This window comes from Rhizobium bangladeshense, assembly GCF_017357245.1.
Classification (GTDB): Bacteria; Pseudomonadota; Alphaproteobacteria; order Rhizobiales; family Rhizobiaceae; genus Rhizobium; species Rhizobium bangladeshense.
In genome coordinates, this window is sequence record NZ_CP071612.1 from 2,266,992 (window position 1) to 2,289,532 (window position 22,541).

Annotated in this window: 23 protein-coding genes and 1 tRNA gene; 17 read left to right on the forward strand and 7 right to left on the reverse strand. The window is 60.5% G+C overall.

All coding sequences use genetic code 11. The annotated features are described in order from the left end of the window. Nucleotides 1–123: 123 nt before the first annotated feature. Complete coding sequence (locus tag J2J98_RS11060) at nt 124–1,008, forward strand: LysR substrate-binding domain-containing protein (RefSeq protein WP_207601059.1); 885 nt, start codon at nt 124–126, stop codon at nt 1,006–1,008. A gap of 289 nt (nt 1,009–1,297) precedes the next feature. Here the strand turns inward: J2J98_RS11060 and J2J98_RS11065 are convergent, their stop codons facing one another. Next, nucleotides 1,298–1,732, reverse strand: a complete 435-nt coding sequence (locus J2J98_RS11065; protein ID WP_207601060.1) for a CBS domain-containing protein — start codon at nt 1,730–1,732, stop codon at nt 1,298–1,300. A gap of 95 nt (nt 1,733–1,827) precedes the next feature. Next, nucleotides 1,828–2,616 (reverse strand): rhomboid family intramembrane serine protease, encoded by a 789-nt coding sequence (locus tag J2J98_RS11070; RefSeq protein WP_064710530.1) that lies wholly within the window; start codon nt 2,614–2,616, stop codon nt 1,828–1,830. A gap of 261 nt (nt 2,617–2,877) precedes the next feature. On the opposite strand from J2J98_RS11070, the gene J2J98_RS11075 reads away from it, so the two are divergent. From J2J98_RS11075 to J2J98_RS11105, 7 genes are all read left to right on the forward strand, one after another. Further along, nucleotides 2,878–3,522: a PAS domain-containing protein gene (locus J2J98_RS11075; protein ID WP_207601061.1), complete on the forward strand. Its 645-nt coding sequence runs from the start codon at nt 2,878–2,880 to the stop codon at nt 3,520–3,522. A gap of 124 nt (nt 3,523–3,646) precedes the next feature. After that, on the forward strand, nt 3,647–4,258 hold the full coding sequence (locus tag J2J98_RS11080) for a PilZ domain-containing protein (RefSeq protein ID WP_207601062.1): 612 nt from the start codon (nt 3,647–3,649) through the stop codon (nt 4,256–4,258). A 327-nt stretch (nt 4,259–4,585) separates the two neighbouring features. Next, nucleotides 4,586–5,560, forward strand: a complete 975-nt coding sequence (gene pip, locus J2J98_RS11085; protein WP_207601063.1) for a prolyl aminopeptidase — start codon at nt 4,586–4,588, stop codon at nt 5,558–5,560. Between the two features lie 352 nt (nt 5,561–5,912). Then, nucleotides 5,913–6,518 carry a transglutaminase-like cysteine peptidase gene (locus tag J2J98_RS11090; protein WP_064710526.1) on the forward strand — a complete coding sequence of 202 codons (606 nt, stop codon included), beginning with the start codon at nt 5,913–5,915 and terminating at the stop codon, nt 6,516–6,518. A gap of 219 nt (nt 6,519–6,737) precedes the next feature. After that, a complete protein-coding gene (locus J2J98_RS11095) occupies nt 6,738–7,523 on the forward strand; it encodes a hypothetical protein (protein ID WP_207601064.1) in 786 nt (261 codons plus the stop codon). Nucleotides 7,524–7,641: 118 nt separating this feature from the next. Continuing rightward, nucleotides 7,642–9,192: a D-alanyl-D-alanine carboxypeptidase gene (locus J2J98_RS11100; RefSeq protein WP_207601065.1), complete on the forward strand. Its 1,551-nt coding sequence runs from the start codon at nt 7,642–7,644 to the stop codon at nt 9,190–9,192. Between the two features lie 113 nt (nt 9,193–9,305). Further along, nucleotides 9,306–9,581 (forward strand): hypothetical protein, encoded by a 276-nt coding sequence (locus tag J2J98_RS11105; RefSeq protein WP_064710523.1) that lies wholly within the window; start codon nt 9,306–9,308, stop codon nt 9,579–9,581. 44 nt (nt 9,582–9,625) lie between these two features. Here the strand turns inward: J2J98_RS11105 and J2J98_RS11110 are convergent, their stop codons facing one another. Both J2J98_RS11110 and J2J98_RS11115 read right to left on the reverse strand, forming a co-directional pair. After that, complete coding sequence (locus J2J98_RS11110) at nt 9,626–10,063, reverse strand: DUF1489 family protein (RefSeq protein WP_064710522.1); 438 nt, start codon at nt 10,061–10,063, stop codon at nt 9,626–9,628. Between the two features lie 60 nt (nt 10,064–10,123). Continuing rightward, nucleotides 10,124–11,524 (reverse strand): L-serine ammonia-lyase, encoded by a 1,401-nt coding sequence (locus J2J98_RS11115; RefSeq protein WP_207601066.1) that lies wholly within the window; start codon nt 11,522–11,524, stop codon nt 10,124–10,126. Between the two features lie 247 nt (nt 11,525–11,771). On the opposite strand from J2J98_RS11115, the gene J2J98_RS11120 reads away from it, so the two are divergent. After that, nucleotides 11,772–12,536: a DUF599 domain-containing protein gene (locus J2J98_RS11120; RefSeq protein WP_207601067.1), complete on the forward strand. Its 765-nt coding sequence runs from the start codon at nt 11,772–11,774 to the stop codon at nt 12,534–12,536. Further along, complete coding sequence (locus J2J98_RS11125) at nt 12,536–13,525, forward strand: heparan-alpha-glucosaminide N-acetyltransferase (RefSeq protein WP_138395228.1); 990 nt, start codon at nt 12,536–12,538, stop codon at nt 13,523–13,525. The genes J2J98_RS11120 and J2J98_RS11125 overlap by 1 nt, the downstream gene beginning before the upstream one ends. 26 nt (nt 13,526–13,551) lie before the next feature. Here the strand turns inward: J2J98_RS11125 and J2J98_RS11130 are convergent, their stop codons facing one another. After that, entirely contained in the window at nt 13,552–13,944 is a 393-nt protein-coding gene (locus J2J98_RS11130; protein ID WP_011425479.1) for a MerR family transcriptional regulator, read from the reverse strand. Nucleotides 13,945–14,009: 65 nt separating this feature from the next. Then, nucleotides 14,010–15,422: a magnesium transporter gene (mgtE, locus tag J2J98_RS11135; RefSeq protein ID WP_207601068.1), complete on the reverse strand. Its 1,413-nt coding sequence runs from the start codon at nt 15,420–15,422 to the stop codon at nt 14,010–14,012. A gap of 241 nt (nt 15,423–15,663) precedes the next feature. Here mgtE and J2J98_RS11140 point away from each other — a divergent pair, with 241 nt between their 5' ends. The 3 genes from J2J98_RS11140 to J2J98_RS11150 all read left to right on the forward strand — a co-directional run bounded on the left by J2J98_RS11140 (nt 15,664) and on the right by J2J98_RS11150 (nt 17,417). Beyond that, a complete protein-coding gene (locus tag J2J98_RS11140) occupies nt 15,664–16,158 on the forward strand; it encodes a peptide deformylase (RefSeq protein WP_064710583.1) in 495 nt (164 codons plus the stop codon). Between the two features lie 71 nt (nt 16,159–16,229). After that, the gene (locus tag J2J98_RS11145) at nt 16,230–16,742 is read left to right on the forward strand and encodes a BON domain-containing protein (protein WP_064710517.1); all 513 of its coding nucleotides are present in this window, start codon (nt 16,230–16,232) and stop codon (nt 16,740–16,742) included. 306 nt (nt 16,743–17,048) lie between these two features. Beyond that, nucleotides 17,049–17,417, forward strand: a complete 369-nt coding sequence (locus J2J98_RS11150) for a hypothetical protein (RefSeq protein ID WP_207601069.1) — start codon at nt 17,049–17,051, stop codon at nt 17,415–17,417. 184 nt (nt 17,418–17,601) lie between these two features. On the opposite strand, the gene J2J98_RS11155 is transcribed toward J2J98_RS11150, so the two are convergent. Next, nucleotides 17,602–17,686: transfer RNA gene (locus J2J98_RS11155), tRNA-Leu, on the reverse strand. 182 nt (nt 17,687–17,868) lie between these two features. Between J2J98_RS11155 and lipB the strand changes: the two genes are divergently transcribed. The 4 genes from lipB to J2J98_RS11175 all read left to right on the forward strand — a co-directional run bounded on the left by lipB (nt 17,869) and on the right by J2J98_RS11175 (nt 22,473). After that, nucleotides 17,869–18,588: a lipoyl(octanoyl) transferase LipB gene (gene lipB / locus J2J98_RS11160; protein WP_138395231.1), complete on the forward strand. Its 720-nt coding sequence runs from the start codon at nt 17,869–17,871 to the stop codon at nt 18,586–18,588. Nucleotides 18,589–18,637: 49 nt separating this feature from the next. Continuing rightward, the gene (locus J2J98_RS11165) at nt 18,638–19,588 is read left to right on the forward strand and encodes a DMT family transporter (RefSeq protein ID WP_171049258.1); all 951 of its coding nucleotides are present in this window, start codon (nt 18,638–18,640) and stop codon (nt 19,586–19,588) included. A gap of 97 nt (nt 19,589–19,685) precedes the next feature. Beyond that, nucleotides 19,686–20,390, forward strand: a complete 705-nt coding sequence (locus J2J98_RS11170) for a hypothetical protein (RefSeq protein ID WP_207601070.1) — start codon at nt 19,686–19,688, stop codon at nt 20,388–20,390. Nucleotides 20,391–20,463: 73 nt separating this feature from the next. Further along, nucleotides 20,464–22,473 (forward strand): acetyl-CoA carboxylase biotin carboxylase subunit, encoded by a 2,010-nt coding sequence (locus J2J98_RS11175; protein WP_207601071.1) that lies wholly within the window; start codon nt 20,464–20,466, stop codon nt 22,471–22,473. The last annotated feature ends 68 nt before the right edge of the window (nt 22,474–22,541 follow it).

The window sequence follows — 22,541 nt, forward strand, 5'->3', positions numbered from 1 at the left end:
CTTCCCGAGCATCTGGCAAATCATGGACAAGTCAGTCGCCTTGTGGTTTGGAAACTGACGTACTTGATGGCCCTGGACAAACGTGAAGTTTACAACGGTAGGTGAATCTGGTTCACTAATTCCATGGTTCAGTTGGCGTCCTTATCTGCGGTCCGCATCTTTGAAGCAGCTGCCCGGCTTGCTTCGTTCCGAGCGGCGGCGGAAGAGCTGCATCTGTCGCCCAGCGCCGTCAGCCACGCCATTGCCAAACTTGAGCGTGATTTGGGCACGTCTCTCTTCGAACGCAGCACACGCAAGGTCACACTGACGCTTGCAGGCCAGACGCTTCTGTCCCATGCGTCGAACGCGTTCGAGGAACTCCGCCGTGGTGTTGAGACCATTTCATCCAACAAGGCCCATCTTCTCCGTGTCCACTGTGCCCCGAGCTATGCCGCGCAAGTCCTGTCGCCTCGTCTCCCAGATTTTCTCGCGCATTACGCAGGGGTCGAGGTCAGGGTCGCCGCGAGTACTAGCTATGCCCGATTTGTCGACGGCCTTTTCGACGTCGACATCGTATATGGCGAGCCATCGAACCGCGAGGACTTGATTGTTGTGCCGCTCGGTGAGGAGATAGTCTCTCCTCTCTGCTCCCCCGGAATGGCGGAGCGCCTGAAATCTCCGCGGGATCTGGTCCGCGTGCCGCTTATCCGGAGCGACTTGAAACGGATTCAGTGGATCGATTGGTTTGAACTCAACAACCTCGGCCCTCCTCCTTTGCCTGCCATGAGCTTCGATAGAAGTTTTCTTGCAGTTGACGCCGCGGCAAACGGACTTGGCATCGCGTTGGAGTCGACCACTCTTGCAAGGCGCGAACTCGAAAATGGCCGACTGGTACGACTCTTTCCCGTCTGCAGGGACAGTCGCTATATCGGCCACTATCTCGCTTATCCGAAAAGCGGCGCCCAGCGGCGCCTCGCCAAACGTTTTGCCGATTGGCTTATCGACGGCGTGGGCGATCAAACGCTTTAAGAGGATGTGGATTGGTCTGACGCCGTGTGAATCTTCCGCCGGATCACAACGCGTTTTTCGCTTGCGGCGGAAGATCACGGTGCTCTGCGATCGACGGCGACGGATGCTGTCAACCTGTTGGAACGGCGGCTATCAACGTCGACCCGAAGGCATCAGGCAACGCCTGGCACAACATCTCACTTGTGGGACAGGGCGGAATTTGACCTGCTAAGGTTTTGAAAGGAGCCTAACCGTCGTGGAGGGCTCCGCAATCGGGGACTAGAGATCGCGTAAAGCAACAGGCGAAACCTTAGCCGGCGATATAGGCCTTGATCTCCTCGGCCTCACGCTCGACTTCGGCGATCCGGGATTTCACCACGTCGCCGATCGAGATGATGCCGGCAAGCCTGCCGTTGCTTTCCACCGGAACGTGGCGGAAGCGGCGGCTGGTCATCAGTTCCATCAGTTCGTTGACGGTCGTCTCCTCGTTGCAGCGGTAGACCTTTGACGTCATGAGCTGAGAGAGCGGCTGATCGAGGCTTTCCTTGCCGTGCTTGGCGATTGCATGGACGAGATCGCGCTCGGTGAACATGCCGGAAATCCGGTTTTCCATGCCGACGACGACGATGGCGCCGATCCTCTTCTTGCTCAGAATGACGGCCGCCTCTGCGACGGTGGTGTTCGGCCCGGCGGTGACGACGTCCCTGCCCTTCAGGTCGAGGATTGCTTTGACTGAACTGGTCATTCGAACCTCCTATGTCGATACTGTGACGGGTGTCACAGGCGTCCGCGGCGGTTTCTCCCCCCAAACACGGATCGTTCGATCGTGCACTGCCCGGCTCAGGATTGCAACATATCCTTCTCCGGTTCGGTCGGTTCCGCAGGCGGCCGAAGCGCCCGGTCGAACAGCGAAAACAAAAAGAAGCCGAAGACGAAGCCGCCGATATGGGCATCCCAGGCGATCTCTTGATCGCTGTCGCCGACGAGCGGGATGCCGACGGCGATCAGGGCGTTGCCGACCAGCCATAGCAGCATGAAGATGACGACGGTCCGGCTCTTCAGCGCGTCGATAATGGACAGTCGGGCATTGAGATGCGCCACCGCCATCGGTCGCCGGTCAGGCGGAAAAGCGAATCGGCAGGCGGCTCCCATCAGCCCGGAAATGACGCCCGACGCGCCGATCAGCAGAGATACGTCTCCCCAGTTAAGCGTCGTATGCAGGGCGGCGGAAGCGGCGGCGGAAAAGATCCAGAAGAATAGGAACCGCAGCGTCCCGATGCGGCGTACGACCGGTGCCCCGAAGGCCATCAGCCAGAAGGCGTTGAAGACGATATGCTGGGCGCTGCCGTGCAGCAGCGAATAGGTGACGGGCGTCCAGAACAATTCCAGACCCTGCTGCGACAGCGGAATGACGTAGCGGGCGGGAACGAAACCAAACGTAAACAGCAGCCAGCTCACCGCATCGTCCGAGAGAACGAGCGCCTGCACCGCATAGACGAGGATGAGCAGGCAAAGGCTGAAGAGCAGCGCCGGCGGAAGGTTGAAGACCGGTACGCGCTGGGGTCGCGCCGGCGGCTGGACCTCGGAAGGTTCGGGCGCCTTCTGCGGCTCGCCCGTCTGCTCATTCATCTGTGTTCGCCTCGTTGAGGCCTCAGCCATACAGGAGGGATGATCAAAAAAAAAGCCGTCCGACGTGGCGGACGGCGAACTTGGCGCTTGAGGAAAGACCTCGGCCCCAGCAGTTGTGCAGAACTTCGAACGTCGAAGTGTTGGCGAGACAGTGTCACGCCAGCCACTGCACCTCAACCTAAACCCATTCTTAACCTTAACGACCGGGATTTGGCATGAAATCCGCAAGGTAGAAGCTGTCCGGGCAATGACTGCCCGAAAATGATCCGGAATGGGACAGGTTGGTGTGAAATGCGTGTGCAAACGACCATCGAAATTTTTGACTATTGGAACCGTATCCGTGGCGCTGCCGATGCGCCGCTGAAATCACAGGTCGAACCTTCCGCCGTTCCTCATCTTCTGCAGAGTCTCTTCATCCTTGAGGCGCGCGACGACGGAGACATCGTTTTCCGGCTCGCCGGCACCCGCATCTGTGATTTCTTCGGGCGCGACCTGCGCGGTGAACGTTTTTCGTCCCTTTGGGCGCATGGCCAGCACGCCGATATTGAACGCACGGCGATGGGCGTCATGGACCACGCCATGCCGGCCCTGTTCAACACCACCGGCTACAGTACAGTCGGTCATCAGGCTTCCTTCGAGATCATCATGATGCCGCTGCGCTCGTCAGACGGCGCCTGCGACCGCCTGCTCGGCGCGATCGCACCGACGGCGGCTGCGAGCTGGCTGGAGATCGTCCCGCTGGAATTCCTCGCGCTGGACCGCAGCCGTCTGCTGCCCGAAAAATTCAGCAAGGCCGCACCGGTCGAAGCGCGCCCGATCAACGAGATCGTCGCGGCAAAAGGCATCGGATTCGGCCAGGCCATGCGCCGGATGGTGTCGCAGCTGCTGAGTGCCGACGCGCGTTGAGCGTCTCGTTTCAGGACAAGGCGCATGCTCGTTTTCGGCTATGTCACAATGGGGCGAGACAACCATCTGTTAATGGATTGAGGGTAATGATTGATCTCTCCAGTTTTCATGAAGAAGCCCTTTGATGCACTCGTTCCAGCCAGCTCAGACGCAACGACCTGCGCCGCGCCCTGAACAAGGCGTTTTCCAGCGCGTGCCGATCAATATGCAGGGCCGGCTGATGCTTGCGAACTACGAGGAGTTCGAATGCATGGTGATCGACATGTCGCCCGGCGATATGTACGTCACCTGCTCCGGCCGGCCGCGCGCCAACGAACGCGTCGTCGCCTATATCGATCATCTCGGGCGCGTCGAAGGTTACGTCCAGACCCTTGACGGCCGCGGCTTCACCATGTCGATCAATGCCACCGAGCGCAAACGCGAGAAGCTCGCCGCCCAGCTCACATGGCTTGCGAACAAGCACGAACTCGGCCTGCCGGAGGATCGTCGCCATGACCGTCTGACGCCGCGTGACGTCAAGACCGAACTCACTCTGGAAGACGGCACGCGATATAGCTGCCGCATCATGGACCTTTCGCTATCCGGCGCAGCCATCGACGTCGAGATGCGTCCCTCGATCGGAACGGCAGTGCGCCTCGGCAACATGCGCGGCCGCGTCGTGCGCCACTTCGTCGAAGGCGTAGCGATCGAATTCCTCTCGATCCAGTCCCGTGAGACGCTGCGGGAATTCCTCTGACAACCTGAAAAACGCTGCCTTGCGCAATCTTCGGGGCGGGTCGATTCGAGACTGCGCCGAGCGCGTTTGCCAACCGGAGCGCACGGGCTCGGGTCGTTTTGAAAGGCGCGATCTTCACGGCAAGCAATCTGCAAGCGGCAACAAATCCGGCTTTGGAAAGCTGGCGCGAAATCCTGACGCAAGTCGTTCCCACCAGTAAACTATCGATTTTATAAGTGGAACAAGCTGCGACACCGACCGGATACGGGTCGCGCGAAATTGGCAGCGATCCGTCTTCACTCGGTCGAGGATATGATGGATAACCTCCGCTCGACCGCAGGTGCACCGATGTCAGCTCTCTACCCGGAAATAGACCCCTATGATCATGGCCTGCTCGATACGGGCGATGGCAACCTGATCTATTGGGAAGCCTGCGGCAATCCTATGGGGCGGCCGGCGCTCGTCCTGCACGGCGGCCCGGGCTCCGGCTGTTCGACCGCGGCCCGCCGGCAATTCGACCCGGATGCCTATCGGATCATCCTCTTCGATCAGCGCAACTGCGGCCGAAGCTTGCCGAGCGCCGCAGATTCCGAAACCGACCTCTCGCTCAATACGACCTGGCATCTCGTGGCCGATATCGAAAAGCTGAGGCTCTTTCTTGAAATCGACAGCTGGCTGCTTTTCGGCAATTCCTGGGGCTCGACGCTGGCGCTCGCCTATGCCGAGACTCATCCGCAGCGCGTCGGGGCGATGGTCATATCGGGCGTGACCACGACGCGGCGGTCGGAAATCGACTGGCTCTGTCGCGGCATGGCGCCGCTTTTTCCCGAAGAATGGCACAGTTTCCGTCATGGTGTCCCCTCTGGCACGCTGGGGTCCGAAGAGGACATGGCTGGTGCCTATCACCGCCTCCTCAACGATCCAGATCCGCAGACGCGTCTGAAGGCGGCGCGCGACTGGCATGATTGGGAGGCCGCCTCGATCCTGCTTGCCGATCCCGAGGGGCTGCCGCGCCGCTGGGCCGATCCGGCTTACGTGCTGACCCGTGCCCGCATCATCACCCACTACTTTGTCAACGGCGCGTGGCTTGAGGAGGGCGTACTCTTGAAGAACGCAGCGCGGCTTGCCGGCATTCCCGGCATCTTGCTGCAAGGACGGTTCGACATCGAGGCGCCGCTCATCACCGCCTGGGAATTGGCCCGCGCCTGGCCGCAAAGCGAGCTCGTAATCCTTCCCCACGCCTCTCATTCCACCGCAAATCCCGATATGAGCGCGGCAATCGTCGCCGCCACCGATCGATTCCGCGATTTCCCTCAAAAATAATTTTGCTGGCTGAGTCCGGAATCGGAGCGATATTCTGCTTTCGGCCTATTCAAACCCGCGAATTCCACCTGCATCGCCACCGCACCCATCCCACCGCAGGGCCACCGGCGTTTATCCGGCTCAGCGAAAAATCTTAACGCCGCAACGGCAGCGCAGGCTTTCGATGAGCGAAGTCCTTGTCGCGTCGACGACAATTTTAATGAAATTTGACACAAATGCGCATCGAATTTTATTTGCATTCGAACCAAGTTTGATCTGCATTTGATTTAACTAAGCATATAATTCTATTGCGTAATTTTGCGTGAGATAAAAACGTCCGTGTCATTGTCGTCTCAACTCAGGGGAGACGGCAATGACGACTGCGAATGTCTTGAAAGGCGGCCTGCTGGCCGGTGCGATCATGATGGCAATGGCCGGCTCGGGACAGGCAACGCCCGCCAGCATGGCACTGGCAGGCAATGCCAGCCCGCCGATCGGACACTATGAATTCTGCAAGACCAATCCGAGGGAGTGCACCTATGCCGGCGGCGATGCCGGGCCAGCCATCCTCACGGAGGATCGCTGGAAGGAGATTCTCAAGGTCAACTACGCAGTCAATTCATCGATCCAGCCGGAGACGGATGAACAGATCTACGGTGTCGAAGAGCGCTGGGCCTATCCAACCAGCGTCGGCGACTGCGAGGACTACGCCCTCCTGAAGCGCAAGATGTTGATCGAAGACGGCTTCTCGCCATCAGACACGCTGATCACGGTCGTGCTGCAGCCGAACGGCGAAGGCCATGCCGTGCTGACGGTCCGCACCGATCGCGGCGACTTCATTCTCGACAACATGCGCAATAAGGTCCTTTTATGGTCGGACACTGAGTACACCTATCTCAAGCGCCAGTCCGCCAGCGATCCGGCCCGCTGGTCGAAGCTTCAGGACGGCCGCACCGTCGCAGTCGGCAGCGTCAAGTAAGCCAGCTTGCCGGCAAAGCCGGCACAGGTTTCGGCCCGGTCAGTCCCCGCATCCCGTCCCCGACCGGTGCCCAAGAGCCGTTCCCGCTGTCCCGGGAACGGCTCACTCCTTTTTGGGACAGGGATTCATTCCGGTACAGCTGCAACTCAAATCTTAGTGAATTTTTAACCCTGCCGGTCCGATCATGCCGATGAGATTCATTATCGGCACCGGCGGCTCATGTTCTTCCTGCGGCGGACCGAAACGCGAAGAACCGCCATGAGCCAAGCCGCGCAAAGCGCACCCGACGAGCAACCGATTCTTTCGATGGGGTTTCTCCTGCGCGCGATGGCGGCAATCGCCATCCTGGCGGTCCTGACCGTCGCCATCAGTATCGCCGGCCGCTGGTTCGGCCGGCATATCTCGCTCGCCGGCAATACCGACAGCACGGCGGAAATCACGCTGACCATCGGCCGTGACACTGTACGATTCCTCGAGAATACCATCCGCTTCCCGAGCCAGAGGCATAACGGGGCAGCCGAGCGCGTCGACCTCTACCTTACCTGGCCCTCCATGTCGGGTTACGGCAAGGACAACCGTCTGCGATTCGACGATATCGCCCAGTCCTCCGACCTCATCTTCCTGCAGATCGCCCAGAGCACCATGTCGCGCGATATGTCCGGCCGGCTGGAGCCGATCTATTCGCATCTGATCGAAGGAGCAGCCGAGCCTTTCCGGGACGGATTGACGCTCCATCGGCTCCGCGCCGACGCCGGTTATGGCGGCGAAGTGCTGCTCACGGCACCCGTCAAGGGCGGGTCGGACTACGTCGTGCGCTGCATATTGCCTTCAACTCAGGACAAGGCTGCAAGTGGAGATTGCCAGCGGGACATCAAGGTCGGCAAGGATCTGAGCGTCCTTTACCGCTTCTCCAGCAGCCATCTCGCCGACTGGGAACATATTGATGCCGCGATCCGCATCTTTGTGGAGGCGCGTCTTGTGAACCGTTCTGCGACAAGCCCCTAAAATGCTCGCGGATAGGGAGTGAAACGATTCATCATAAACGGATTGGTAACGCTGAATCGGTAATTTCAAAAGACGAGCTGTGCGGCGGGGGGTGTGCGGTTCCTGCCCAATATCTGAAATGCAAGCGAAGAGTGGAATAGTGTCAACGTCAGTCTCCTCCGTATCATCGTCCCGGTCCGGCAGCTTTGTTGCAAAGCTGTTGGCGATCCTTTCGGTGGCTGTCACGATCATCATGGTCGATTCGGCAAGTGTCGAAGCGAAAACGGCCAATCCGAAATATGCCGGCATCGTCGTCGACGCCAAGACCGGCAACGTTCTCTACAGCGAGAATGCCGATCGGCTGCAATACCCTGCCTCGCTGACCAAGATGATGACCCTCTACATGGTCTTTGAAGCATTGGAGCAGGGTCGCATCCGTCTCGATACACCAGTTCCCTTCTCCGCTCATGCCGCAGCGCAAGCACCGACGAAACTTGGCGTGCGCGCAGGCGGCACGATTACCGTGGAACAGGGCATCCTCGGTCTCGTCACCCTGTCGGCTAATGATGCCTCGACCGCCCTTGGCGAACTGCTCGCCGGCAGCGAGGATCGTTTCGCCCAACTGATGACTGCCAAGGCGCATGCTCTCGGCATGACGCGCACGACCTACCGCAATGCCAACGGCTTGCCGAACACGGCGCAGATGACGACGGCCCGTGACCAGGCCCGCCTCGGCATCGCTCTTCGCCAGCATTTCCCGCAATATTACGGTTATTTCTCCACCCGCGCCTTCAAGTTTGGCAGCCGCACGATCCGTAGCCATAACCGCCTGGTCGGTTCAGTGCGTGGCGTCGACGGAATTAAGACCGGTTATACGCGCGCCGCCGGCTTCAATCTTGTGAGTTCGGTGCAGGTCGACGGCAAGTCGATCGTCAGCGTGGTTCTCGGCGGCACTTCCGGCTCGGCTCGCGATGCCCAGATGCGCAATCTGATCGCTACTTATCTGCCGAAGGCGTCGAGCCGCGGCGGAAATTCGGCGCTGATGGCTCAGGCAACCCCTGCCCCGGCGATGATCGAAACGCCCGCTCCCGTTCAGCCGCAGAAGGCCCGACAAGCGGTCGCCCCGCAGCAGGTCGCGAAGACGATCACCGCGGCGCAGACGCCGGTTGCCGCCGCTGCCGCCGCCGATCTCAGCCTGCCACATAAGGGTCCTCTGCCGGACGCGCGCTATCAGGTGGCCGAGGCCGAAGTCGCCTATACCGAAACATCGGCGCCGAAGTCCGACAACCCTCTGGTCGCCCAGACGATGCCGGCGCCGACCAAGGTCAAGACCACGAGCTTCAAGCAGCAGGCTCCGGTCGCCGCACCTGCTGGACAGGATAACGCCGCCGTCGATCACGTCACGACCGCTTCGACCAGCACCACCCCCGCCAGCCCTGCGCCTGCAGGCTGGGTCGTACAGGTCGGCGTCTCGCCGAGCCGGCAGATGGCCATGGACCTCCTGGAGGGCGCCAAGAGCAAGGGCGGCAAGGCACTGGCCTCGGCAAAGCCCTTCGCGGTCGCCTACGGCACCGGCAATGACCAGGTCTACCGCGCGCGCTTCGGCGGCTTTGACGATCAGCGTGATGCGGTCAACGCCTGCAAGGCCTTGAAGAAGGCCGGCATCAAGTGCTGGGCGGCCGCCCAATGAGCTATTCGGTGCTGCCAGCAACATGGTCGGCGGCATTGGTAACGGCCGGAATCGGTGTTTGCGTTTCCGGCCACCATTTTTGAACTCGATCAGTAGTGCGTACGGGGAAAACAATGGCGATCAATGAGAATGTTCCGGGAATGCCAGGCGACCGCCGCATCGGAGCCAAGGGGCGCTCGCCCCTGCATCCGCTGCACGAAGCCGCTCTGCGACTTGCCGAAATCGGTTTGCAACGGCCGAGGGCGAAGTCTGCAAAGACCCGGGATCTCATCAATCTGCTGCTTTGCCACGGCGCCCGCGCCTGGCGCTATTCGCAGCCTGAAGCCCGCATTCATCTGCATGTGACGTCGCCGGACGGCAGCGCGCCTGTGCAGCTGCGTCTGCGCTGAAATTTGATTGCTGTTACCGAAGCCGGCGTTTTGGGCGATGGAAATTAGAGTAGGCCGAGCTCTGTAAGCTCGCGGCGCAGGTCCGCGGGCATTTCGGCGATCCCGGCGCCCAAGCTCGTCAGATCAGGCGGCACGTCATCCTGCGTATAGTAGCGCCAGCCCTGGAAAGGCCGCTTCGGCTGTACCGCGGTTTCGATGACCTCCGGACCCAGCATCAGGCGGCAGCGTGAAATCCCTTCGTCGTCGGTGAATGTCACGATGTCGAGCAGCCTCTGCCTTGCCTGCACCTGTCCCTTGATCACCCAGTAGAGCGAACCGCCGTCGAGGAGCTCCGCCATGCGTTTGGGCACCATGCGCGTGGTGTGCACCGAATGAGGTTCGAGTCCGGCGGCGATGGCGCGCAGAGAGCGCTCCGCCACCCATTCGCGCAGATCCTCGATTGAGTCGGCGCCGACACAGAGTTTGATGAGATGCAATGCCATGCCGCCGTTGAAATCCTTTTGGCAGCGGGCGTCAAGTATGAAGCGAAGCAGTCCCTACTATCAGCATTCGACAACGTTGACGGCCAGGCCGCCCGTCGAGGTTTCCTTGTATTTCTCGCTCATGTCGTGGCCCGTCTGGCGCATTGTCTCGATGCAGGCGTCGAGCGGCACGAAGTGCTGGCCGTCGCCCTTGACGGCGAGCGATGCCGCGGTGACGGCCTTGACTGCGCCGAGCGCATTGCGCTCGATACAGGGAACCTGCACGAGGCCCGCGACCGGATCGCAGGTCATGCCGAGATGATGTTCGAGTGCAATCTCAGCGGCGTTCTCGATCTGCTCCGGCGTGCCGCCCATCACGGCTGCAAGACCCGCGGCCGCCATCGCCGCGGCCGAGCCGACCTCGCCCTGACAGCCGACCTCGGCGCCTGAGATCGAGGCATTGTGCTTGATGATGCCACCAATGGCTGCTGCCGTCAGCAGGTAGTCGCGGATACCCTTCTGGTCCCAGTCCTCGTGAAAATGCTCGTAATAGCGGATCGTTGCTGGAATGACGCCGGCCGCGCCATTGGTCGGCGCCGTGACGACCCGCCCGCCCGCTGCATTCTCCTCGTTGACAGCCATCGCATAGACGCTGAGCCAGTCATTGGCGAGCAGCGGATTGACGCGATTGCTGCGCCACTCCTCCTGAAGCTTGTCGTGGATTCGGCGGGCGCGGCGCTTGACGTTGAGACCGCCGGGCATGACGCCCTCGACCTTGAGACCGCGTTCGATGCAGGACCGCATCGCCTCCCAGATGCGGTCGAGCCCCCGATCGAGCTCCTCTTGGCTGCGCTGGCTCTCCTCATTGGCCCTCTTCATCTGCGCGATCGTAAGCCCGGAGCGCTCCGCCATCTCGAGCATCTGCTTGGCTGTCGCGAAAGGATAGGGCACGCGAACCCCGCCCGTGGCATTCTTCTTCGCCCGCATCTGTTCCAGCTCGGTGTCGGTGACGACGAAGCCGCCGCCGACCGAATAATAGATGCGCTTGAGGAGCAGCCGCCCGTCCTTGTCATGAGCGGAGAAGATCATGCCGTTGGCATGGCCGGGCAGCGGCTGTTTCTTGTCGAAGATCAGGTCGGTCTTCGGCTGGAACTGGTAGGCCGGATGGCCCGGCGGCGTGATGCGACCGATGCGCTCCACCATATCGATGATGCCGTCCATCTTGTCGGGATCGACACTGTCGGGCGCCTCGCCCATCAGCCCGAGAATGACAGCCCTGCCCGTCCCATGGCCGATCCCGGTATGGGCGAGCGAGCCATGAAGGCTGACCTTGATCGCGGCAACCTGTGCACCTGACGGGCGCGGCCATTCGTTCGACAGGATCAGATCGAGAAACCGGTTGGCGGCCGACATCGGACCCATTGTGTGCGAGCTCGACGGTCCGACACCGATCTTGAACACGTCGAAAACCGAAAGAAACATGGATGCGCCTTCTGAACACTGGAGTACAAAATTTAAACGCCGCCGGTTTCGGATCCACGCGGCGAACCGACATCGCATGGAGTCGATGCGACATTTCACACTAGCGCAGAGCCCGGAAAATCGGAATCGCTTTTCAAAGCGATATGGCGTGCGGCGCTCTTAATCTCGGCGGCCTCGGCTCACCGGTCATTGCAGCATTGCAGCGCATATGTAAGGTGGCCGCATACACGCGGAGACTGAATCATTGATGACGACGGCGGATTATATCGCTCTGGCCTTTTTTGCCTGTGTCTGGGTGGGTTATTCCTGGCTGTTGAAGGGCCGCACCTTCTTCGGCCGCACCAGCCTGACCCATGCGATGACCGAACGCCGGCGGGAGTGGATCTACAATTCGCTGCGCCGCGACCTCAAGATGATCGACACGCAGATCATGGCCGGCCTGCAGAACGGCACGGCCTTTTTCGCCTCCACCTCTATTTTCGCAATGGGCAGCTGCTTCGCCCTGCTCGGCGCGACGGAGAAAGTCGACGCCGTCTTTGCCGACCTGCCCTTCGTCCTCCATGGCGGCCATGGCTCTTTCGAGATGAAGGTCGGCGGCCTGGCGACGCTTTTCGGCTATGCCTTCTTCAAGTTCGGCTGGTCCTATCGGCTGTTCAACTATTGCACCATTCTTTTCGGTTCCATCCCGATGATGCGCGACACCGAAGCCGACATTATCGCCGCCGAGCGGGCGGCCGAACGCGTTATCCGCATGAATGTCATCGCGGGCAGCAATTTCAACGAGGGTCTGAGGGCGATCTTCCTGTCGATCGGCTATCTCGGCTGGTTCATCAATCCTTATGTTTTCATGCTGACGACCTCAGTCGTCATCTTCGTGCTGGCACGGCGGCAGTTCTTTTCGGAGGCGCGGCTGGCGATCATGGATGGAAGGCCGCCATCAGATCTTCAGCTTTCTGCTATTCGCCGCGACATGCCGTCGAGCGACGGAAATGCTTCGACCGGGGGACTGTGATGACAATGCCGGCAATGAAGGCAGATGCGGCGGCAAGACCACCGCGCATCGGTCTCTTGGATACGGCGCGCGGCGTCGCGCTGATCGCCATGGCGAGCTACCATTTCACCTGGGACATGGAGTTCATGGCCTATCTCGCGCCCGGCACCGCCGAGACCGGCTGGCTGAAGATCTATGCCCGGGCGATCGCAACGACCTTTCTCTTCATTGTCGGCATAAGCCTTGTGCTTTCCAGCACGCCGACGATTCGCTGGCCGTCCTTCTGGAAACGTCTCGCCATGATTGCCGGAGCAGCCGCGGTCATTTCGATCGCCACCCGCATCGCAATGCCGGACACCTGGATCTATTTCGGCATCCTGCACTGTATCGCGGTGCTCACGCTCATCGGCATCGTCTTTATGAGATTGCCGCTCGCCTTCACGCTCCTCACCACAGTCGCGCTCCTTGCCGCCTGGATTCTCGACATTTTCGGCACACCAGGCCTGCTCCGTTCGTCCTTCTTCGATCCCAGATATCTCGCCTGGATCGGCCTTGCCGAAACGCCGCAGCGCTCGAACGATTACGTGCCGCTGTTTCCCTGGGCACTGCCGTTCTTTGTGGGGCTGAGTGTCGCCTTGATCGCCATCAGAACCAGACTGCCGCATTGGCTTGCGGCGATCGGCACAGGCTCCTGGTGGCCGGCCAGGCTCGGCCGTCACAGCCTTGCCTTCTACCTCATTCATCAGCCCGTTCTGATCGCGATCGCTTACGGACTTTCCATTGTGGTCCCGCCGCCGCAGCCGGATTCCGCCGAAACTTACCTAAGGGAATGCAACGCCGCCTGCGTCAAGCAGCAAGGCGAGGCCCTATGCAGGGCCTTCTGCCAGTGCACGCTCGAAAGGCTGCAGGCCAACGCTCTTCTCACGCCGCTGCAGACGGGCAAGATCGATCCAGAGACTAATGAGGAGGTCCAGACGATCGCTGGCCAATGCAGCGCCGAGGCGCAGTAATCTCCGCAACCGTTCCACGGCAATTCTCAGGTGGTGACGCCGATTTCGGCGAGGCGGCCGAGGCAGGCCTCTTCGATATTGTCTAGTTCCGTCAGCGTGTCGTCTATGTCCTTGCGCTTCTGGCGCAGGTCCTCACGTTTCTCGTCGACGCGCTTCATCAGCAGCTTTAGCTGGCCGAGCTCGCCTGGCGGCTCCTTGTAGACCTGGATGATCTCGCGGATCTCCGCGATGGTGAAGCCGATCCGTCGTCCGCGCAGGATTTCTCCGATGAGCCGTCGGTCCGCCGGCCGGAAGAGACGGGTGCGCCCTCGCCGCTCCGGATGGATCAGTCCCTCGTCTTCGTAGAAGCGGAGCGTGCGCGTGGATACACCGAATTCGCGCGTCAGCTCCGTTATGCTATAATATTTGTTCACCGGCATGTCTTCCCCGTCGTCGAACCGGCAATAATATTGACTTTTACGTAATAGTCAATTTCGGCGATCCGTCAGATCCCGAACCACCACGTGGCAATGCCGAGAAAGGCGAAGAAGCCAGTACAGTCGGTTACCGTGGTCACGAACACCGACGATGCGATCGCCGGGTCCGCTCCCATCTTGTCGAGCAGCAGCGGCAGCAGGATGCCAGCCAGGGCGGCCGCCATCAGATTGATGATCATCGCCGCCGCGATCACACCGCCGAGCTGATAGTCTTGGAACCAGGTGCCGGCGATAAGGCCCATGATAGTGGCGAAGACCATTCCGTTCAGAATGCCGACCCCCGCTTCCCTGCGAATGATGCGGCCGGCATTGTAGATGTCGAGATCGCGGGTGGCGAGAGCACGCACCGTCACCGTCATCGTCTGCGTGCCGGCATTGCCCCCCATCGAGGCGACGATCGGCATCAGCACCGCAAGCGCGATCATTTTCTCGATCGAGGCGTCGAACAGGCCTATGACGCTGGCCGACAGCATCGCCGTGCCGAGATTGATCAAAAGCCAGAGGAAACGCGAGCGCGCCGTCGATATCACATTGTCCGACAGCTCTTCATCGCCAACGCCGCCGAGGCGCTTGATGTCCTCGTCCGCCTCTTCGTGGATGACGTCGACGACGTCGTCGATGGTCAGCACGCCGACCAGCCGGCCGTTTTCGTCGACGACGGCAGCCGAGAGAAGGTCGTATTGTTCGAAGAGCTGGGCGGCCTCCTCCTGGTCCATCTCGGCGGGAACCGGATGATTGGTCTCACGCATGATCTGTTCGATCTTCGTCTGCCGCTTGGTGCGCAGGATCTGATCGAGATCGACGGCGCCGAGCAGCTTGAAGGTCGGATCGATGACGAAGATCTGAGAGAAGGAATAAGGCAGATCCTCCTCGTCGCGCATGTAGTCGATCGTCTGACCCACAGTCCAGAATGGCGGCACCGCGACGAACTCGGTCTGCATGCGGCGCCCGGCCGAGCTTTCGGGATAGTCAAGCGCCCGGCGCAGCCGCACCCGCTCGGTAAACGGCAGCTGGGCGAGGATTTCTTCCCGGTCCTCCTTATCGAGCTCTTCGAGAATGTAAACGGCATCGTCCGAGTCGAGCTCGCCGATGGCGGCCGCGATCTGCTCGTTCGGCATCTGGTCGACGATCTCTCGGCGGATCGCCTCGTCGACCTCGGTCAGCGCCGTCATGTCGAAGTCTTCGCCGAGCAGGCGCACCAGCGCCAGGCGCTGATCCGGCTGGATCGATTCGAGCAGGTCGCCTATTTCGGATTCATGCAGGCGGGCGACATTCCCGCGCAGGAACAACGTATCGCGATCGGCGATCGCGGCACCGACGAGCGCCAGGAAATCGCCGCGGACATTTCCGTCCTCGTCGTAAATATCCGCTTCCTCGTCATCGCGCCGGCGAATACGGTCTTCCGTGTCGGTCGTCGTCATCTGCCGCCCTCGCACCTGGTTCGAATTTCAACGACTGCCGAGCCGCATTCGCAAATGTCGGCCGAAAACACATTGTCAACAAGCAGATAAGTGAATCCCGCGCGAGCTCGCCGCAGCCGAAATTCTTGGCCCCTGCTAGCTCAAAGCATCCTTGCCGTAAAGCGGCAAACCGTGCTTCGTGATGACAATGTCTGCGGCCGGCGATAGTTTCCTCGCCGTTCAAAGCGAGGGAGCCCGCTTCATGCCTATCCGTCCGATCCTGCGCTATCCGAATCCGGGCCTGAAGACCGTCTGCGCGCCGGTAACGGCCTTCGATGCATCGCTGGCCGAGCTTGCCGACGACCTGCTGGCGACGATGCGCGCAGCACCCGGCGTCGGCATCACCGCTGCCCACATCGGTGTCTTCCTCCGTATCACCGTGCTTGAGCTCGACAGGGCAGACGGTGTGCGCCTCTACGTCAATCCGCAGATTACCTGGAGATCGCAGGAGACGATGAGCCATGCTGAAGGCAGCGTCTCCATGCCCGGCGCGACCGAAGAGGTCACACGGCCACGAGCGATCGGCTTTCGCTATCAGGATGCCGGAGGCAACGTGCATGAGGAGGCCGCCGAAGATTTCCTCGCCATCTGCCTCCAGCACGAGATCGACCAGCTCGATGGCATCTTCTGGCTGCAGCGGCTTTCACGGCTGAAGCGCGACCGCCTCGTCAAAAGATGGGAGAAAATGCAAGGCTGACAAATCGACCGGGGCGCCGAACCATTCGCCCCTCTCAGCGTTGACCCGCAGAGAAACAAGGAGCGACTATAATGGCAAGGATCGGCGACAAGACCCCGATTTCACGCGTGCCCCCCGAGCTTTCCCGCGAAGAAGACTATCGCGACCTCGAGGAACGCAACCTCGACGACGGCTGGCCCTACGCCGACGGCACTGCTGCCAGCGACCCGGCAAACCGCCCCTATGGCGAGACTGCGGCAAATTTCGACAGCGATCCCAACACAGGTTTCCGTGTCGATGGCACAGACAAGGACGGCAAGGAGAATCGGCTGAAGGATTCGCTTCGCGCCGGGATGATCGACCGCGATGAAAGCGACGAGCTTGAAGCGCGGGTGAACGATGTTCTCGAGAATATCCCTGAGGTCGATATCAACAGTATCGAGGTTCACGCGGACGGTCACGTCGTAACCCTGGAAGGTTCGGTCGAGACGATCGGCATTGCCCGCAAGGTCGAGCTCAGCGCACTTTCGGTCGACGGTGTCCACCATGTCCGCAACAAGCTGCAACTAACCGGGGTCGACGCCCATATTCCAAACGAAGACTGACCCATGACCGCCCGATGGTCATCATCGCAGGAAGGCGGCGTCGCCTCCCCGTCCGGCCTTGCCTTTACGTTACCAAAACTTAACAATTAGCGATTGTAGCAAGGGCGGACGATCGGCTGCCTCTCTTGGCAGGCACTGCCGTAACGAAAACGTCAAGCGAGTTGACAACGCCGTGATTTCACTTGAGCAAAACGCCTTGCACCAGCCGGTTTTCGTGCGCAAAAATGCCTCATTTGACGCGCGAAATCTTATCCGCCGGGGATGGTTTATGTTGTTGAATGCAACAACAGATCGAGGAGAAGAACCATGCGCATTAAATTCGCCCTCGCCGCATCCCTGTTTGCCGTCAGCCTTGCAGGCGCTGCCTTCGCTCAGCCGACATATACCGATGACTATACCAACGACAGCGATGGCTTTGCGCCCACTAAGATGGCGCAGCCTGCCCACGTACATTACAGCAACGACCACAAGGCTCCGGCCTATTCCAGCGATTACACCAATGACAGCGACGGCTTCGCCCCGGTTGCCATGACGAAACCGGCAGTCGACAAGACCGCGACCGCGAGCATCAGGCCCCTGCCTCCGTGCCACAGCATGGTCGGCCCTAGCGGCTCCCATACAAAAGGTGCCGACAGCGGCGCCTCCCGCACAGAAGCCTGCCGCGCAACGCATTGATCCGCCGCAATACGTGATCGGGAGGAAAGGGCCGTAACAGGCCCTTTTTCTATTCAGCTGTCCCGGTGCTTCGGCCGGGGACGCGCTGATTTCCTGCGCCGCAGAACTCTCGCATACATCTGGGAAAACGAAGACATAAAAAAACCTCGTGAAACCAGATGGTCACGAGGGTTTTTTAATAATTTGGTGCGGTCGAGAAGACTCGAACTTCCACGGGTTGCCCCACAGCGACCTCAACGCTGCGCGTCTACCAATTCCGCCACGACCGCATCGTGGTAGGTGCCGATTTGCGTCGGCGGGGCAGCATGTAGCAAAAGCATTTGGGGTGCACAAGGGCGATATGACAGTTTTTTTGAAAACCTATCACGACATTTGTATTGGCCGGAAAACGGGTCCATATAGGTCTCCTGCCGCCCCTATTTCTTCAGGCATTCGGGGCAAGCGGCAAGGAATGGCCATGCTACGCACCGATCTCGAATTTTCCATGCTTCCGAAACTCGGCACCCGGCCAGTGCGCTGGCGCATCGCCGAGGGGCTCGTTGCCTATGAGGAAGCGGTGGCGACGATGGAGCGCGAGGTGGCGGCGATCGCAGAAGGCGGCGACGAGCTTGTCTGGCTGGTCGAGCATCCGCCGCTCTACACCGCCGGCACCAGCGCCAATGCGAGCGACCTCGTCCAGCCGGATCGCTTTCCGGTCTTTGCGACGGGACGCGGCGGTGAATATACCTATCACGGACCCGGCCAGCGCGTCGCTTATGTCATGCTCGACCTGAAGCGGAGGCGCCAGGACGTACGCGCCTTCGTCGCCGCCCTGGAGGAGGTCGTCATCCGCACGCTCGACATGATGAACGTGCGCGGCGAGCGGCGCGAGGAACGCGTCGGTGTCTGGGTGCGCCGTCCGGAAAAGCCGTTGCTGGCCGACGGAACGATGGCCGAAGATAAGATCGCAGCCCTTGGCATCCGGTTGCGCAAATGGGTGACCTTCCACGGCCTGTCGCTCAATGTCGATCCGGATCTCGATCATTTCAGCGGCATCGTGCCATGCGGGATTTCGGCCCATGGCGTCACCAGTCTCGTCGATCTGGGCCTTCCTGTCATGATGGCCGATGTTGATGTGAGGCTGCGCGCCGCATTCGAGGCGGTTTTTGGCGAAACGGCGAACGAAGTGTGACCGCTCGCGGGGTTTAACGGGCTTGATTTGCCGGGCTTTCCTGTGATTGATGGCGCCGTTCCCACAAGAATCGGCAGCCATGTCAGAGCCCCATCAAAACTCCCTGCAGGGCATGGCCATCATGTCCGGCGCCATGTTCATCCTGCCGACCATGGATGCCATCGCCAAATATATGGCGACCTTCGAGGCGATGTCACCGGGTCAGGTGACCTTCTATCGTTTCTTCTTCCAGATCGCCTGCACCTTGCCGATTCTTTTCGCTCTTTTTGGGCTGAAGGCGTTTTCGGCGAGACGACCGTGGTTGAACCTGCTGCGCGGCGTTCTGCATGGCGCGGCAAGCCTGCTTTTCTTCGTCGCCGTCAAATATATGCCGCTTGCCGACGTCTTCGCCATTTATTTCGTCGAGCCTTTCATGCTGACCGCCCTATCGGCCTTGTTTCTCGGAGAAAAGGTCGGCTGGCGGCGTTGGATGGCGATCGTCGTCGGTTTCGGCGGCGCGATGATCGTCATCCAGCCGAGTTACGAGATTTTTGGCCTGAAGGCGTTGCTGCCGGTGGCCTGCGCCTTTCTCTTCTCGCTCTACCTTTTCCTCAATCGCGCAATCGGCGAAGCTGATTCGCCGCTCACCATGCAGACGATGGCCGGCATCGGCGGAACGATTTTCATGGCGGCCGCACTTCTCGTCGGCAGCAGCGCCGGCAATGAGGATTTCACCATTTCCCTGCCCTCCTCCGGGCTCGGCCTTGCTCTGCTTCTCGCGCTCGGCTCCATCTCCGGGTACGCGCATATGCTGGTGGTTCGAGCCTTCCGGCTTGCACCTCTGTCGCTGCTTGCGCCGTTCCAGTATTTCGAGATCATCTCGGCTACGGTGCTCGGCTACGCGCTCTTCAACGACTTTCCCACCTTTTCCAAGTGGATCGGCATCTTCATTATCGTCGCATCGGGCCTCTTCATCATCTGGCGCGAGCGGCTGCAGGCAAGATCGCTAAAATCGTCGTGATTTCCGGAACTGGGAGTTAACTCCCCTTGTTGAGGGATCGTCAATTCGCCGTCGCTAAACCTGTCTCCGGCTTCATGACGAAGCCTGGAGTTAAAACATGAGCGAATTCCGTTTCGCTTTTCCGGCCTGTGTCGTGGCCGGCAAGCATCGGCTGACGGCCGAAGATATCGTGCTGCTGCGCAAACATGCCTTTCCGGAGGGGATCCGGACATCCCAGGATGTCGTTGCAATGTTGGCGCTCAACAATTCCTGTCCCGAAAAATGTGCCGAGTGGAACGCTTTCTTCGTGGAGCAGATCGCCGGCTTCATCGTCCACTACACTTATCCGCAGGGCTCGCTTGATGAAATCAACGTTGCCTGGATCATGCGCATGTTCACGACCGACGGTGTTGTCAATTCGGCGCTGGAACTCGAGCTCATTCTCCACGTCATGGAGATTTCAGCGAATGTTCCAGATGAGCTGAGAGCGCTTGCGCTCGACCAGCTTCGCCTGGCAATCACCGACGGCGTCGGCGGCTACCAACTGTCGCGCGCCGTCGACCGCAAGAACATCACACGCCAGGACGTCGATTTTACGATGCGCATTTTGAGAAGCATCGCCGCAGGCGGCGTCCTCGCCCTGTCGCCGGCCGAATATGGCGTCCTCCACCAGATCGAGCAAGCAACCCTGCCGGGCGCCAACCATCCGCACTGGGCTGGGATCATGGCCGCCGTCACGCTGCGCGATCGTCCCGAACCGCGGCGCAGCCGCTGGCTGCGCGTCGTCGACGACGAACCCGTCGCGAAAGCCGCCGTCGCCTGAGATATCAAGCCCGATTGTGCGTTCCGGTGTTTTATGCGTAAAACTCCGGGACGCATTTCTGGGTGGAGTCTCGATGTTCAAGAAAATCCTGATCGCGAATCGCGGCGAGATTGCCTGCCGCGTGATCAAGACCGCGCGCCGCATGGGCATTTCCACCGTTGCGGTCTTTTCGGATGCGGATCGGGATGCGCTGCATGTCGAGATGGCCGACGAGGCCGTCCATATCGGTCCCGCCGCAGCGTCGGAAAGCTATCTGGTTGCCGAAAAGATCATCGCCGCCTGCAAGGCGACCGGCGCCGAGGCGGTGCATCCCGGTTACGGATTTCTCTCAGAGCGTGCCTCTTTCTGCGCCGAGCTGGAAAAGCAGGGCATCGTTTTCATCGGCCCGAAGCCGAAGGCCATTATGGCGATGGGCGACAAGATCGAATCGAAAAAATTTGCCAAGGCGGCCGGTGTCTCCACGGTGCCCGGCCATCTCGGCGTGATCGAGGACGCCGCGCATGCCGAAACGATCGCTGGCGAGATCGGATATCCGGTCATGATCAAGGCGTCCGCCGGCGGCGGCGGCAAGGGCATGCGCATTGCCTGGAACGAGGTCGAGGTGCGCGACGGCTTCGAGCGCGCCCGTTCGGAGGCGAAGAGCTCCTTCGGGGACGACCGCGTCTTCATCGAGAAGTTCGTCGTTGAGCCACGCCATATCGAAATCCAAGTTCTGGCCGACGCGCATGGCAATGTCGTCTATCTCGGTGAGCGCGAATGCTCGATCCAGCGCAGGAACCAGAAGGTGGCGGAAGAGGCGCCCTCGCCTTTCCTCGACGAAAAGACCCGCAAGGCTATGGGCGAACAGTCTGTGGCGCTGGCGAAGGCCGTCGACTACCAAAGCGCCGGCACCGTCGAATTCATCGTCGATCGCGACCGCAACTTCTATTTCCTCGAAATGAACACCCGTCTGCAGGTCGAGCATCCCGTGACCGAACTCGTCACCGGAATTGATCTCGTCGAGCAGATGATCCGGATCGCGGCGGGAGAGCCGCTCGGATTCGGCCAGGAGGATGTCAGGCTCGACGGTTGGGCGATCGAGAGCCGACTCTATGCCGAGGATCCTTACCGCAACTTCTTGCCTTCGATCGGTCGCCTGACGCGCTACCGCCCGCCCGCGGAAGGCAGGACCGACAATATTGTCGTCCGCAACGATACCGGCGTCTTCGAAGGTGCCGAGATCTCGATGTATTACGACCCGATGATCGCCAAGCTCTGCACCTGGGCGCCGACGCGCAGCGAAGCGATAGAGGAAATGGGACGTGCACTGGACGGCTTCGTCGTCGACGGCATCGAGCACAATATTCCCTTCCTGTCGGCGCTGATGAAACATCCACGCTGGCGCGAGGGCCGGCTTTCCACCGGCTTCATTGCCGAGGAATATCCTGATGGCTTCGCGCCGATGAAGCCGGACCGGCAGGAGGAAGGCACGCTTGCCGCCATAGCGCTGTCTGCCTCGCTCATCGAAGCGAACCGCCGCGAACGTTTCGCCGATCGCCTGCGCGTCGCGACAGGCGCGCTGCGGGAGGATTGGGTGGTCAAAACAGGCGGGAGCTACGTCGCTGTCAGATTGCTCGATGGCCTCGTCACCATTCCTTTCGATATGGACATGGAGATCGAGGGCGTAAGCCGGAGCGTTGTCACCGATTGGAGACCGGGTGATCCGGTCTGGAGCGGCAAGGTCGGCGGCCAGGATATTGCCGCGCAGATCCGTCCTGTTCTCAACGGCCTGCGCATCGACTGGCAGGGACTGTCCGTCACCGTCAAGGTCTTCTCGCCGCGCCATGCGGAACTCGACAGGCTGATGCCCGTGAAGCTGCCGCCGGATACCTCCAAGCTCCTGCTCTGCCCGATGCCCGGCCTCGTCGTGTCCATCGCGGTCGCCGAGGGCCAGGAGGTCAAGGCCGGTGAAACGCTTGCGATCGTCGAGGCGATGAAGATGGAAAATGTTTTGCGCGCCGATCGCGATCTCGTCATCTCGAAGATCAATGCCGCGGCTGGTGAAAGCCTGGCTGTCGACGCCGTCATCATGGAATTCGCTTGAGCCCGGCTCGCCGGCCATGTCAAGCTTGGCCGATAAAGACAGTTGGGCACCGACAAATCAGCAGGAGA

Excerpts from the sequence above, each read along its gene's own strand:
- J2J98_RS11075 (WP_207601061.1), top strand. The coding sequence starts at position 2,878 with ATGATCCGGAATGGGACAGGTTGGTGTGAAATGCGTGTGCAAACGACC.
- mgtE (WP_207601068.1), bottom strand. The coding sequence starts at position 15,422 with ATGACGACGACCGACACGGAAGACCGTATTCGCCGGCGCGATGACGAG.
- pip (WP_207601063.1), top strand. The coding sequence starts at position 4,586 with ATGTCAGCTCTCTACCCGGAAATAGACCCCTATGATCATGGCCTGCTC.
- J2J98_RS11165 (WP_171049258.1), top strand. The coding sequence starts at position 18,638 with ATGGCGCCGTTCCCACAAGAATCGGCAGCCATGTCAGAGCCCCATCAA.
- J2J98_RS11145 (WP_064710517.1), top strand. The coding sequence starts at position 16,230 with ATGGCAAGGATCGGCGACAAGACCCCGATTTCACGCGTGCCCCCCGAG.
- lipB (WP_138395231.1), top strand. The coding sequence starts at position 17,869 with ATGGCCATGCTACGCACCGATCTCGAATTTTCCATGCTTCCGAAACTC.
- J2J98_RS11060 (WP_207601059.1), top strand. The coding sequence starts at position 124 with ATGGTTCAGTTGGCGTCCTTATCTGCGGTCCGCATCTTTGAAGCAGCT.
- J2J98_RS11080 (WP_207601062.1), top strand. The coding sequence starts at position 3,647 with ATGCACTCGTTCCAGCCAGCTCAGACGCAACGACCTGCGCCGCGCCCT.
- J2J98_RS11070 (WP_064710530.1), bottom strand. The coding sequence starts at position 2,616 with ATGAATGAGCAGACGGGCGAGCCGCAGAAGGCGCCCGAACCTTCCGAG.
- J2J98_RS11105 (WP_064710523.1), top strand. The coding sequence starts at position 9,306 with ATGGCGATCAATGAGAATGTTCCGGGAATGCCAGGCGACCGCCGCATC.
- J2J98_RS11140 (WP_064710583.1), top strand. The coding sequence starts at position 15,664 with ATGCCTATCCGTCCGATCCTGCGCTATCCGAATCCGGGCCTGAAGACC.
- J2J98_RS11095 (WP_207601064.1), top strand. The coding sequence starts at position 6,738 with ATGTTCTTCCTGCGGCGGACCGAAACGCGAAGAACCGCCATGAGCCAA.
- J2J98_RS11175 (WP_207601071.1), top strand. The coding sequence starts at position 20,464 with ATGTTCAAGAAAATCCTGATCGCGAATCGCGGCGAGATTGCCTGCCGC.
- J2J98_RS11100 (WP_207601065.1), top strand. The coding sequence starts at position 7,642 with ATGCAAGCGAAGAGTGGAATAGTGTCAACGTCAGTCTCCTCCGTATCA.
- J2J98_RS11065 (WP_207601060.1), bottom strand. The coding sequence starts at position 1,732 with ATGACCAGTTCAGTCAAAGCAATCCTCGACCTGAAGGGCAGGGACGTC.
- J2J98_RS11150 (WP_207601069.1), top strand. The coding sequence starts at position 17,049 with ATGCGCATTAAATTCGCCCTCGCCGCATCCCTGTTTGCCGTCAGCCTT.
- J2J98_RS11090 (WP_064710526.1), top strand. The coding sequence starts at position 5,913 with ATGACGACTGCGAATGTCTTGAAAGGCGGCCTGCTGGCCGGTGCGATC.
- J2J98_RS11120 (WP_207601067.1), top strand. The coding sequence starts at position 11,772 with ATGACGACGGCGGATTATATCGCTCTGGCCTTTTTTGCCTGTGTCTGG.
- J2J98_RS11170 (WP_207601070.1), top strand. The coding sequence starts at position 19,686 with ATGAGCGAATTCCGTTTCGCTTTTCCGGCCTGTGTCGTGGCCGGCAAG.
- J2J98_RS11110 (WP_064710522.1), bottom strand. The coding sequence starts at position 10,063 with ATGGCATTGCATCTCATCAAACTCTGTGTCGGCGCCGACTCAATCGAG.
- J2J98_RS11130 (WP_011425479.1), bottom strand. The coding sequence starts at position 13,944 with ATGCCGGTGAACAAATATTATAGCATAACGGAGCTGACGCGCGAATTC.
- J2J98_RS11115 (WP_207601066.1), bottom strand. The coding sequence starts at position 11,524 with ATGTTTCTTTCGGTTTTCGACGTGTTCAAGATCGGTGTCGGACCGTCG.
- J2J98_RS11125 (WP_138395228.1), top strand. The coding sequence starts at position 12,536 with ATGACAATGCCGGCAATGAAGGCAGATGCGGCGGCAAGACCACCGCGC.